The sequence below is a fragment of the Nostoc sp. TCL26-01 genome (genome assembly GCF_013393945.1).
In the GTDB taxonomy this organism is placed as follows: domain Bacteria; phylum Cyanobacteriota; class Cyanobacteriia; order Cyanobacteriales; family Nostocaceae; genus Trichormus.
Genome location: NZ_CP040300.1, coordinates 57047 through 71821 on the forward strand (window position 1 = coordinate 57047; position 14775 = coordinate 71821).

Annotated in this window: 1 protein-coding gene; it reads right to left on the bottom strand. The window is 43.4% G+C overall.

All coding sequences use genetic code 11. The features are described 5' to 3' along the window. Positions 1-58: 58 nt before the first annotated feature. Positions 59-13858 (bottom strand): Calx-beta domain-containing protein, encoded by a 13800-nt coding sequence (locus FD725_RS32905; RefSeq protein WP_256872037.1) that lies wholly within the window; start codon positions 13856-13858, stop codon positions 59-61. Positions 13859-14775: the final 917 nt, after the last annotated feature.

A 14775-nucleotide genomic window follows, 5' to 3' on the forward strand; every position in this document is an offset into this window, starting at 1 on the left:
TGGGATCGATGGCTGGGTAAGCTAGTCCGGAATTGCTGCTGTATTGGTAGAAACTGTTCTAAGCGGCGGCGTTGATGATGATATTTTGGGAGGCGATCGCTGCTAATTCATCCCCAATACCATAACGAGAGGTAGCTGTAGTCCAGTTTTGACTATCTCCGATAGAAAGGTTGACAGATGCAATATTATATGTATTGCTATTAGTTGCTACCCATTGCAAAGCCTTTTCCAAGTCGGCAAAACTACCAGCACCGTTATCTTTAAAGACTTTTAAGGCGATGATATTAGAATTAGGGGCAACACTACTAAAGATGCTGGCAATGTGAGAACCGTGATTATTTTGATCGCTTGCGTCTGCGTCGTTGTCAGCAAAGTCGTATTGATAGACGATTTTATCAGCAATGCCGTTATTATCAGCATCAGCCCCAAAGAAGGGATGATTTAAGTCAATCCCAGTGTCAATAATGACGCTTGTGAAACCATTACCTTTGATGTTAGCAAAGCGACTATCTGCCCAGAAGTTATTCAGGTTAATCAAGGAAATTGCTTGAGAGTCGCCTGCACTAGTAATCGTGGTACTAGGAGTTTCGAGGGGAGGCGTAACGGTAACATTTGACGGTGCTTCATCATCAATAATTGTGACAGTAGCAATACTTTGATTTCCAAGAACCGCGCCACCTGTGGGGTTAGTCAGCTTAATGGTGAAATATTCATTGCCTTCGACTTTGCTATCATTACGAATCTTGATAGCTTGAGAATTACCTAACAGGGCATTTTGCACAGAAATGAGTTTGCTGGTTTCATTTTCTGCGAATGTAATTGTAAACGGCACATTATTGAAATCATTATTGACGGAACTAGCTGCACAACTACAACCAGCAGCCGTACCATCAGTAAAGCTCAGTGTGGCACTAACTGCACTACTGCTGTTACCTGTGCGAGTTACCCAAACTTCTGTGATAGCTGTGCCGTCTTCCTTGACTATGTAATTAGCTGCACTAAAGTTGAGTTGTATCTGAGTGCGATCGCCAGGGGAAATAATATCTAAACTGGGAATAGCCAGGGGAATGTCAGCGTTAGTAGTAGTAATGCTAGTACCGGGGAAAGTTTGCTTCCATCCTGGTTGCTGTACTTCCGCAACAGTGTAAATTCCTGGACGCAGATTGGTAAATTGATAATTACCGTTAGCGTCGGTGGTGGTTGAGATTTCGCCGTTATCTAATTGTCCGTTGCTGTTGCTGTCAAGATAAATTGTCCAACCTTGTAATCCTGGTTCACCTGTATCTTTCACACCGTCGCCATCGATGTCATTCCACTTCATCCCCCGAATTTCGGCATCGTTATCGGTGATGTTGACGGCGATATCAGGTAAGGTGACATTACTGTAATTGGCATCTATACTGCTGACACTGTGACTGATGCTGCTAGTGTGATTACCTTCAGGAATAGTGTCGTTAACTGCTGTGACGGTAACTGTTTGGGGAATATTCCAGTTAGCAGAGGTGAAGGTGAGAGTAGTTTTATCGGTGGTAATTTGACTACCAGGATTTAAGGTGATAGTGACATCTGCTGTAGGTTGAGTTCTCAAGACGAGAGTGTAACTATCAGTGTTACCACCTTCAGTGACGACTGTGCTACCAGCACTTTGAGTTACAGTAATGCCAGGAGTAGGAGGTGCAGCAATGGTGAAATTGGTAGTTTTTGCTGCATCTCCAAGATTACCAGCGTTATCTTGAACTGTGGTTGCATCAACCTGTAACTCATAAATTCCAGGGGTGTTGAAGTTGCTTAACCCATTGATGCGGTAGGTTGTACCGGAGAGATATGTAACGGTTACAGTGTCAGGGAGGGTGAGATTTTCCCCGTTGCGTGAGAGGGTGATGTCGTTTTTATCGAAGGTATTTAGGTTGATTTGTTCTGAGAAGCGAACATCAATAAAGTCAACAGGGGTAATAACAGAGTTTTGCGGAACGTTGAGGAATTCAGTAATTGTTGGTTGAGTGACATCAGCAAACAGACTTAAAGTAGTTGTCGTGATATTTCCAGCAACATCTTGCACTCGCACATCCACATCTCTGCTACCGGGAGAGGGGAGTTGAATGTCACCGCTAAAGCTAGTGCCGGTGACAGTTGCTTGTCCTAAAATTTGGGCGGTGGTTTTATCAATCAGGGAGACACGTAAACCCGCTTCACCCAAATCACCAGTGACAGTCACCGAAGTACTATTAACCCGAATTTGCCCGAATTGGTTGAGGACTCCCAAACTAGCCGAGGCTGTCTGCAAGCTATTTGGGGATGGGGTAGCTGTGACAGCAACATTAGTAGGAACAGTCGGTGCAACAGTATCCATCACCCAAGTTTCGGACTGTGTACCTGTACCCGCGTTACCAGATAAATCTTGAATACCGCTACCGTTGACGGTGAGGATGTAATTTCCATCTGTTGTAGTTAACCCACTTAGTCCATTGATGCGGTAGGTGGTATCGTTAACGGCGGTGACGGTGACAGCGTTAGTAATTAAATTCGTGCCACTGTTGCGAGTCAGGGTGATATCTTGCCAAGTGAAGGTGCTAAGGTCGATTTTTTCTGAGAAGATGACGTTGAGAGAAGAGACAGGTTGATTGCGGGGGTCAGCCAACAAATCTACAATGTCGGTAACTATCGGTGCAGTGGTATCAGCGTTACCTGTAGCTGTTTTAATCCAGGTTTCGCTAACTGCGCCTGTACCGAATTTACCGCCAATGTCTGCAATTCCGGCTGCATTAACTGTGAGTAGATAAGTACCATCTATGTTAGTTAAGTTACTCAGTCCGGTAATTTGGAAACGGGTAGGAGATTGGGCGACAATGGTGACAGCACTAGTAATCAGATTTGCCCCACCGTTAAGAGTTAACGTAATATCGCTGCTATCAAATGTGTCAATTTTAACTGCTTCTGAGAAGTCAACAGCGATGGCATTTACAGGAGTGGAACGGGGGTCTGGGGTGACATCGATGATGTCGGTGATGCTGGGGCCGCCTGGAGTGTAGATGACGGTGTAGGTGGTGTTGCCTGCGGTAGAATTGCGATCGAGGAAATGCAGAATATTTTCGTAGACGGGACGACCTGTAGCGGGGAAGGTGCGGTCTGTTGTCCAAACATTATCTAGTTTGACTTCTGTACCATCAGCACGCAATACCTTCTGGATATCAAATTGGGCGTTGCTGGGGTCAGCGAGGCGGAAATAATTCCAACCTGCGTTAACAGTAGTGGAAATCTGTACGCTGAGGTCACTCAGAGTTGCAGGTGCATCGGCGGTGATACTAGTTGCAGCGTTGACGGGTGCTGTTCCCCCCTGACTGAAGTAGAGAGTATCAGGAGTGAATTTCGCGTCAAAGATATCGTTAACTAAAAAGTCGGGGAGTCCGTCATCAGTTGGTTGGGTGACTTGGACTTTGTGAATTAATTCGTGAATTTTGACATCTTTAATTAAGGAAAGTTCAGCCTTACCGAGATTATTGATATGTTCAAAGGTAGCTTTGTACTCAATGAATTTACCTTGCAGGGAAGATTTCAGCAACCAGTCAGCAACGGCGGTTTGTCCGGCGGCAATATTGCCGAAATCTACTGTTAAAGAAGGACTGACACCAGTACCATTCACTTCCGAACCGATAATTTGGAAGTCTACCAGCAGACCTTTTTCATTATCAATAATCTTCGGTTGACCAGAGGTAATTTTTAAATTCTTCGCTTCCCCTTTGCCTTCGTTTCTCACTAATACAGCTAGGGAGTAAGGAACGGAGGTTTCAATAATATCATCGGTGAAGGGGTCATCAGCGAAAACATCTCGTTGATGGAAGTAGTCGAGATACAGTTCCGCTTGGGGGTAAACGGTGATGGGAGCAGCAAGCAAGGGAACTATTATTTGACTGCCATTTTCAGTGTAGCTGAGAGTCCCACCGATGGTGTATTGGCTGGGAATTTCCGGTGCTGCGAGGTTAGTGGGGATAAATGTCCATTGGGCGGAACCGATACCTTCATCTACACTAGTTGTCGGGTCATCGCCTCTGAGGATACCCGTACCATCAACGGCGGTAATATTTTTGAGAATGGGGTTGGTGATACCGAATAAGTCGTTGACAATTCTGCCGTTTGCATCTTTGATTTGAAGAGTAACAGAGAGGTTTTCCAGGTTGCTGCTGTTGCCGTTTTCGATTTCCAGTGCGCCCAAGAAGGCGGCACGAGTCATTACTGCCTCTTGGTCAATTTTGATTTTGACCGTAGCGCAGACCCCTCCTTCACCACTGAGAGATTCGTATAACTCATTACTTAAACCCAGCGTGGCATCATACAAGTCTTCGTAACCTTCACTTTCAAGAACTGTCTTGAATTGATCAATCTGGGATTCAAGGGTTTGCAACTGATCAATTGCCATGAAATCTGGGTTTTGATCTGCACTCAGGTCTGCTTTACTGAAGATTCCTTGGCTGTAATACTCTATGTTGCGATTCCATCGAGCAATAAATTTATTGACATCATCTGCTGTTAATGGTTGCGGAAAGTCTAAAATTAGAAGTTGTTCCCGCTCCGTATCGGATATTTTAAACTTCTCAATGGTATCGCCTTGAGCATATTCTTTAAAAGCCTGATGCCAAGCTTGCAAAATGGGCTGGTTTTCATCACTTACTTTAAGCCAAACCGCATCCCCATAGTAGTTTAAGGCAACTTCATTCAGAACATCCCAGTAGGTTGTATATCGCTGTAGAGTCTGGAGTCCACTAGCAACATTGGCAGGAGTAAGAGCATTTATGGTTAAGCTCAGTCCCTCAGGCCCATCACCACCGCCACCATCACCACCAAATCCTTCAAAACAGAGGTTTTCTAAACAGTCCAGAGGTTCTGGTGGGTCACAAATTTCTGACGGTTTAGGAAGCTCAAGATAGTTTCCTTCTTTAAAGTCTTTGATACCATTGGCAATATTAACCCAGCAGTTAATTCCACCTACAACTGCGCCAATTAACCCTTTAGCTTTGCCGCCTAATGAACGGATAATACAGGAAAGAGCTTGAAGATTTTTCTCCTTGCATGGGTCACAGTTAGAGTCTTGTAAGTTTACTTCAATCGGGGTGACACGACTACCAGTGCCACCGCCACCACCGCCATTACCGCCACCCCACCAGCCGCCACCGCCACCCCACCAGCCACCACCGCCGCTACCCCCACCGCCAGGAGTGGTACAGTTACCTTCTACATTAAAAATAGGAATAGGGATATCTCGTGTAATTTCTTCCCCAGCACACTCATAGGAATAATCGATACTGGCTGAAATGCTACAGGGAACAGAGGGGGTTGATTGTATGGCGAGTTCCCCACCCGCAGGAGTTAGGGTATCAAAGTCGGCAATGCGGGTAATCCGCACAGGGACGGTGATAGAACTTTTCGCCGCTAGAGTATCAATATTATTTATGAGAGCTTCGATTTTGTAGAAGGGGTGATCACCAAAGTCTAAATCAATGTCATGAGCAGAAATCAAACCATGATTTGTGGCGGTAACATTAATTTGCATTACCTGACCAACCACCTGCAATTGATCTAAATCAATGAAACTAGGTTCAATGACTACCGTAGGAATAGGAACATTAGTTTCAAAAACACTTTCAATGCTGATCGTATATTGATCCTGAATTTCTGTCGGTGTTACCGTCCAGGTATATTTAACTGTTTGGCGAGACAAGAAAGCTTGAACGTTTTCAGTTTCTCCTGCTTCGATATAAATATTTTTCTCATAGGAGTCGTGACTATCGGCACTAATCCGTAGTTTATAATATCCCTCGGCTAAATCCGTTTTTGATAAAACTCCATCAGCATCTTGTTCAGAAAAGATTACCCTGCCACTAAACGGATCGATCAGTGAAATTGTGGCATTTGCTAACCTTGGTGAACCTTCAGTAAAGAAGAATAATTCATCGACTACATTAATACTTAGATTGCCTTTCGCCTCTGAAACCGCACGGAAATTGAAAGGTAATCTTAACGATGTCTCCGCACCTGCAATTACTAAATCGCCGTTATAAACTGTTAATTCTTGAGTTGCAGATGGTTGTAATAACACGGAAACCTTAGCAGACTCACCTGGATTTAGTGAAGGTATTTCTACAGGAGAAGCTAACTTTAACCAAGGTGCTTCTGGAAGCAATATATCTAACGCCCCAGAAGCAATTCCCCCTTGGTTAGTCACGGTAAATTCAACTAATGTTTGTCCTCCCCGCAGCATACTAGCTTGTAAGGTGCTGGTATCAGCTACTAATCGCGGTAGAATTTGCTCGACATTCACTGTTACAGGTAAAGTGGCTGTAACTCCTTCGGTGGTATTGAGACGAATTTGTAACTGGTCGTAGAGTAAGCTGTCATCAGGAACAGTGATGTTGTAGTTGACTGTGATTTCTTCGTTCCCGGCGAGGCTGGTTTTTTGTGGTGTAACTTCTACAGTCCAATTACTCGGCGCATCAACGATACTTGCAGTTAGTCCTGATAAGCCGATATTACTTAGGTTTTGCAGTTTGACTTGTCCATTAAAGGTTGTTCCTTCAACAATTTTTTGCGTTACCTGCTGCAAAAATTGGTCATTCTGCTCAAACCGCATTCCTATTAGAGTAAATTGGTCTTCGGCGGCGTTATCTTCATTAGCAAAACCGGGGAAATAAGCGTTAATGTTGTAAGTCCCTGCTTCACCAGGGAGGGGATTAAACTGTCTAACAAAGTTACCGTTTGCATCGGTAAATGAATCAAATTCTCGAATTGTGCCTTTATTTTCTACCCTGACTTTGACAAATTCATAAGCTACAGGAGAATTATCGATGTTACTAATAGCTTGTCCACGCAAGATGACAGAATTTCCGGCTAAACCCGTCTCTGTATCTGTGTAAACTATAGCTCGATAGGCTGGTGTGACTGTAAATGGTGTAATGGTTGTATTATTATTCTCACCAATTCCTACCCCTTCATTGACTGTATTACCTGTGTCGGTGCTGGCAATTAAATAATACTGTCCAGGAGTGCGTGGTGTAAAATAGGTGACGGTGCGATTGTAAGATAAACCTGGTGCAAAGTTAGCCGGATTTTCTGCACTGCCTAAACCAAATTCACCTAATAATGTATCATTAGCATCGAGTTTGTTATCTGTAGATAGATAAACTCTGTCTTTCCAACTTCCTGATGCGTTGATAGTGCCATTATTAGTAACAGTGTAGGTAAATTGAGATTGTCTACCTGTATAGGTTGGTTGAATTCCTTGTAAATTAGTGACAGTTAAATCGGGGACATTGATATCAGTCACTTCTAAGCTATCTGTACCACTATTTAACCCATTAGCTGAAGCTGTAATATTGACTGTCTGACTACCATCATTAATCCCATCACTAACTCCAGTAATTGCAAATGTTGCGGAAGTTTGTCCAGCCGCAATTGTGACTGTGTTGGGAACTGTGGCTTCTGTTGTATCGCTAGAATTGAGGGTGACAACTAATTCACTAGTTGTATTTGTATTCCGAGTAATAGTGGCTGTGGCTGTTCCTGTTTCTGAAATAAAGTCCCGATCAATGGTTAATTTTAAACTGGGACTTTCGTTATCAATGACATTTAAATTAGCAGTGGCATTTCCTGTTTGTAAGGCTACATTTGTGTTTGTATAGACAGGTTTCGCTGTAATAATTACAGGTTGTGTACCATCAACAATCGTGTCATCAACGCCTTGAATTTCAAAGGTAGCTGATGCTTGATTAGCTGCAATGGTGACTGTAGCAGGGACAGTTGCTTCTGTAGTATCACTGCTAGATAGTTGCACTACTAAGGGGATATCGGTAACGATATTGCGGGTGATGGTGGCGATCGCTTTCCCACCATTCTCATTTATATTAGTAGTATCAACCGTTAAACTTAAGGTGACTGCATCATTATCAATCACCGCAACACTATCTGAACCACTGATAAATCCCTGTGCTGAGGCAATAATACTGTAATTTTTCGGCAGTTCCAGGAGATTATCATCAACAGCCGTGATACTAAAGTTAACCGAATTTGCTCCCACCGGAATTGTCACGGTTGTCGGTACGGTAATTTGGGTATTATCGCTATTAACTAAGGTGACAGTCAGAGGTGTTGTGGTGTCGGTGTTGCGGGTGACTGTTCCCTGAATGGTGTTGCCTTCGTTAACTTGTTCAGCAGTAATATTAACGGTTAATGTCGGTTTAAAATCATTGTCGATAACATTGACAACTGCACTGTTTTGTGTTCCAATTGTTGCGCCATTGGTAGGATTAGCAAGAGTTAAATTGATGGTTTCACTGCTTTCTAAATTACTGTCATCAATGATGGGGATGGTGACAGTTCTACTAGTTTCGCCATCGGCAAAGTTAACGATAATTGAGTTATTGTTATAGTCACTACCTGCTGTTGCTGTGCCATTTGTGAGGTCAACTCTGACACTAACTGCACCATCACTTCCCCCTGTGCGAGTTAAAGTTACGGCACTTACAGGCGTACCATTTTCATTAATCGAATAGCTAGCGTTGCTAAACTGAATTACTCCAGCTAAGACATCATTATCAACAATGTTTAAAACGGCTGTTTTCTGAGTTCCTAATGTTGCGCCGTTAGTAGGATTAGCTAAAGTTAAATTGATGGTTTCTGTCGCCTCGAATACTGAGTCATTAATGATGGGAATCGCAACAGTTCTACTAGTTTCTCCCGCCGCAAAGTTAACAGTAATGGGGGTATTAGTATAGTCAGAAGGTACTGTTGCTGTACCATCAGTTAGTTGAATAATTGCGGAGACAGCAGTACTAGTTACACCACTGCGTACTACTGTAACTTGGTTAATGGCTGTCCCATCTTCATTAATACTGAAACTGCTATTAGCAAAGGCTAGCTGTATATCATTATCGATAATTACCAAATTTGCATTCTGTTGACTACCGAGAATTGCACCACCAGTAGGATTAGTCAAGGTGAGGTTAATTGTCTCATTCCCCTCAACTAAAGTATCGTTGGTGATAGGAATAGTCACGGTTTTACTGGTTTCGCCATTGGCAAAATCGACAGTAATGGCAGTATTAGTATAGTCAGCAGGAGCGATCGCACTCCCGTTACTAGGTGTCAAAGTAACGCTAACTGCGCCGCTTGCACCGCCTGTCCGGGTAATAGTCACAGCCGCAACAGGTGTACCGTCTTCATTGATGCTGTAGTTGGGACTGGTGAACGCGAGAGTTCCAGGTAAGGGATCGTTATCAATAATCGTTAATAGGGCAGTATTTTGTACGCCAATGGTTGCGCCACCTGTGACATTGCTGAGGGTTAAATTGATGGTTTCATTGGGTTCGGAAACAGCATCGTTAACTATAGGAATGGCAAATGTCTTAGTAATTTCCCCGTTAGCAAAGTTAACTATAATTGGGTTGCTATTAAAGTCGCTAGGTGCTGTTGCTGTACCGTTACTAGGAGTTAAGGTAACACTAACTGCACCATCACTACCACCAGTCCGATTAATAGTAATTGCTGTGACAGGTGTACCATTTTCATTGATGCTATAGTTAGCTGCACTAAAGGCGATCGCACCAGGACGAGCATCGTTATCGACAATAGTTAAAGTCGCTGTTTTTTGAGTTCCCAGAGATGCGCCATTCGTAGGGTTAATCAGGGTAAGATTGACAGTCTCATTGGGTTCAAAAATCGTATCGTTAACGATGGGGATAGTAACGATTTTACTTGTTTCGCCATCAGCAAAGTTAACAATAATGTTAGAGTTGTCATAATCATTAGGAGCTGTGGCTGTACCATTAGTTAGAGCCAAAGTTATACTAACTGCACCAACAGTTCCCTGTTCACGGGTAATTGTAATGGTGGCGTTGTTACTTTCAGAAGTGCTAAAAGTAGGCTGACTAAAAGAAAGTAAACCCGATTCGTTTTGCGCTTCGATGAAAACACTGGAATTAAGATTTAATCCTGTAACTCCTTCAATAATGGCAATGAGTTCATCGGGTTCGCCAGTGGGTTTGTTAATGTAAATTGCCGTGCCAGTGATGCCAGTGATGGGAGATATCCCCAGGATGTAGTTAGTTTTTGGGCCTGTGAGTTGGATGATATCTTCATTAGCGTTAAAGCCAACAATCCGGGCGTAATCTGTTGTCCCTACGGTGGTAGTGTTGCCATCATCATAGAAGGTAGTAGCTGCATTACCGATAATGTAAATGTCTCCACTTGCACCACCTTGGAGGGTGTCAATTTCTCCCAATCCTGGGTTGAGAGCGTTTTGAGCTACACCAATCAGGCGATCGCTTCCACCCGCAGCACTTATGGTATCATTACCTGCACCACCAATAATCGTGTCATTGCCGTCACCTGTGCGAATGTTATCATTGGCTGCTGTGCCAGTAATCTGAAATCGCTCGATGTTGGAGAAAGATACTTGGTCGTAATCAGAGAAGTTATTAGCCTGCCTGTAAGCGAAGTAATTACCGTTAAATCCACCTGCACCGTTGCTACCGACGGAGCTATTAATCCCTGCTGCTGGTGATGTCCCGGTGTAGTTGTTACTGGAGTAATCCACTATTAATAGATCATTCCCTGCCCCACCATCTACGTTGTCAATTCCTAATCCACTGTTAATTGTGTCGTCGCCTGCTCCAGTGCTAATGCTGTTGTTTGTGTCTTGGCTAAAGCTGATGACATCGTTGCCACTACCAGTAGTTAGGTTGGTAAACAGTTCAATGTTGGTGACACTTGTGCCATCTGCTAGGGTGATGGCAGTTTGAGTTATACCAGTATCACCGACATTGATAGCCGTAGTTAGTGTACTGAAGTTGGCATCGACTAGAGTATCTGTTCCCTCTCCGCCATCAATAATATTGATGCCTGTTCCTGCGGTAATCGTGTCATTTCCTAAACCACCCGCAATGGTGTCGTTGCCGCTACCGCTAGTGATAGTGTCGTTACCATCACCACCTGTGATGTTGTTGTTCCCATTCCCTGCATTGATGGTGTCATTACCTGCACCACCAATAATCGTGTCATTGCCGTCACCTGTGCGAATGTTATCATTGGCTGCTGTGCCAGTAATCTGAAATCGCTCGATGTTGGAGAAAGATACTTGGTCGTAATCAGAGAAGTTATTAGCCTGCCTGTAAGCGAAGTAATTACCGTTAAATCCACCTGCACCGTTGCTACCGACGGAGCTATTAATCCCTGCTGCTGGTGATGTCCCGGTGTAGGTGTTACTGGAGTAATCCACTATTAATAGATCATTCCCTGCCCCACCATCTACGTTGTCAATTCCTAATCCACTGTTAATTGTGTCGTCGCCTGCTCCAGTGCTAATGCTGTTGTTTGTGTCTTGGCTAAAGCTGATGACATCGTTGCCACTACCAGTAGTTAGGTTGGTAAACAGTTCAATGTTGGTGACACTTGTGCCATCTGCTAGGGTGATGGCAGTTTGAGTTATACCAGTATCACCGACATTGATAGCCGTAGTTAGTGTACTGAAGTTGGCATCGACTAGAGTATCTGTTCCCTCTCCGCCATCAATAATATTGATGCCTGTTCCTGCGGTAATCGTGTCATTTCCTAAACCACCCGCAATGGTGTCGTTGCCGCTACCGCTAGTGATAGTGTCGTTACCATCACCACCTGTGATGTTGTTGTTCCCATTCCCTGCATTGATGGTGTCATTACCTGCACCACCAATAATCGTGTCATTGCCGTCACCTGTGCGAATGTTATCATTGGCTGCTGTGCCAGTAATCTGAAATCGCTCGATGTTGGAGAAAGATACTTGGTCGTAATCAGAGAAGTTATTAGCCTGCCTGTAAGCGAAGTAATTACCGTTAAATCCACCTGCACCGTTGCTACCGACGGAGCTATTAATCCCTGCTGCTGGTGATGTCCCGGTGTAGGTGTTGCTGGAGTAATCCACTATTAACAAGTCATTCCCTGCCCCACCATCTACGTTGTCGTTTCCTAACCCACTGTTAATTGTGTCGTCGCCACTACCAGTGTTGATAGTGTTGTTATTGCGCTGGGTAAAGCTGATGACATCGTTGCCACTACCAGTAGTTAAGTTGGTGAACAGTTCAATGTTGGTGACACTTGTGCCATCTGCTAGGGTGATGGGTTGATTGCCAGTGTCATTAATATTTAGACTAGTGGTAGCCGCACTGAAGTTGGCATCGACTAGGGTATCTGTTCCCTCTCCACCATCAATGATGTTGATGCCTGTTCCGCCGGTAATGGTGTCGTTTCCTGTGCCACCGCTAATATTGTCATTCCCACCTCCATCATTGATGGTGTCATTACCTGCACCACCAATAATCGTGTCATTGCCGTCACCTGTGCGAATGTTATCATTGGCTGCTGTGCCAGTAATCTGAAATCGCTCGATGTTGGAGAAAGATACTTGGTCGTAATCAGAGAAGTTATTAGCCTGCCTGTAAGCGTAGTAATTACCGTTAAATCCACCTGCACCGTTGCTACCGACGGAGCTATTAATCCCTGCTGCTGGTGATGTCCCGGTGTAGGTGTTGCTGGAGTAATCCACTATTAACAAGTCATTCCCTGCCCCACCATCTACGTTGTCGTTTCCTAATCCACTGTTAATTGTGTCGTCGCCACTACCAGTGTTGATAGTGTTGTTATTGCGCTGGGTAAAGCTGATGACATCGTTGCCACTACCAGTAGTTAAGTTGGTGAACAGTTCAATGTTGGTGACACTTGTGCCATCTGCTAGGGTGATGGGTTGATTGCCAGTGTCATTAATATTTAGACTAGTGGTAGCCGCACTGAAGTTGGCATCGACTAGGGTATCTGTTCCCTCTCCACCATCAATGATGTTGATGCCTGTTCCGCCGGTAATGGTGTCGTTTCCTGTGCCACCGCTAATATTGTCATTCCCACCTCCATCATTGATGGTGTCATTACCTGCACCACCAATAATCGTGTCATTGCCGTCACCTGTGCGAATGTTATCATTGGCTGCTGTGCCAGTAATCTGAAATCGCTCGATGTTGGAGAAAGATACTTGGTCGTAATCAGAGAAGTTATTAGCCTGCCTGTAAGCGTAGTAATTACCGTTAAATCCACCTGCACCGTTGCTACCGACGGAGCTATTAATCCCTGCTGCTGGTGATGTCCCGGTGTAGGTGTTGCTGGAGTAATCCACTATTAACAAGTCATTCCCTGCCCCACCATCTACGTTGTCGTTTCCTAATCCACTGTTAATTGTGTCGTCTCCAGAGGTTCCGATTATTGTATTATTTCCGTTAGTACCAGTGAAATTCTGCTGCTCAACTGCGATCGCCTGCCCATCAATATTAATAGTCGCATGATCATTCTCAGTTTTTAACTGCGCTAACACCTGATTAGGAATATCTTCTTCCTGTACTAATGCCGAGAAAATTGCCCCCTCATCCCCAGCACTATCACCATTATTCAGAACACTATCAACTCGATGCCCAATTTCCTCTAACAACAACCCAACCAAATTTTCTAGATTCCCCTGATTCGCTTGCAAAAACTCCCAAGATAAATAAATCCGGTTAGTAAATGCCTCATAAGCTCCATTTGCACCATTAATATCTGCTGCATTGCGAATCGCTATCTTGGGAATAATACTAAAATCTCCTGCCAACCACGTTGTTCGTAAAGAGTCAACCGCAACCCCTTCCCCAAAAGCTATTGCCATCTTTTGAGCAAAATCTGAGTTATCAGCAAAAGCTCGCAATCGTTCTTGCACCCGCACCAAAGCTTGTTCTAAAGTCCTTAACATAGTTGTGTCAACGCTCAAGGGAGACTCTACAACTAGATTGCCACTGAGGATGTAAGTATTATTCATCTTTTGTTCAGTCTTTATAAATGGGATGCAGGATGAGCAGGATTAAAGCAATTGGAAATAGAGTAATTCAGCAAGAAATACACAAGTTTGTATAACAACCTCAACCAATAAGAGGCTGCACTACTAACAAATTCCTCAAAGAAAAAAGGCGAGTGTATTTTAGGCTGTTAATAAATCACTATTAACAATACAGATAAATTTATAAATAACTGAACCAGCACAATCTAACCACTGAATTTGCATAAAGTGGCAGATAGTTGAGTCACTAATCTAAAATAAAATTAAAGTTAGATAGCAGGGAACATTAAATGATAGTAAAACCATAGATGCAACTTTTCATCAACTAAATAAATTAGATAAAATTACCATGAATTCCTAATGTATCGGCTATCCTCCAAGACTATCAGAGCTAGCTAACTTAAGAAAAATCAACAGTTTTTACCCATTATCTTGTTAACAAAGTTTTTGATGCACTTAAGCATCATGAGTATATTACAAGTAACATCAAAATATAATCAATCTCTGAAACTATAGACATTTTAAATATTTCTGATTAAATAAAAATCAAATTCTAATCACATTGAGCCGCAGTTGCTTAACATCGGTCTGCATGGATTATAAAAACAGAAAATAATCTACATGATATGATGCCAAATTTTCAACCCATATTAGTTCGGAGTGTGAACATGATCAGAAAAAGCTAGAGAACTCGGCTTCTGTTTTCTAAAAACGAGTCATCAACAACAGTTAAGTACTCTGACAGAATTACACACATTCTTCCCCTCTCCCCTATCTGTGCCAATGAATTTAATTGTGTCCGACTACTTACCTGCATTGCTCAAACCAAGTTGACACTATGGCATTTCACCCCAAAACCTCATTATTCATAGGCGACTCCCCATTGTCCCAAAAGCAGT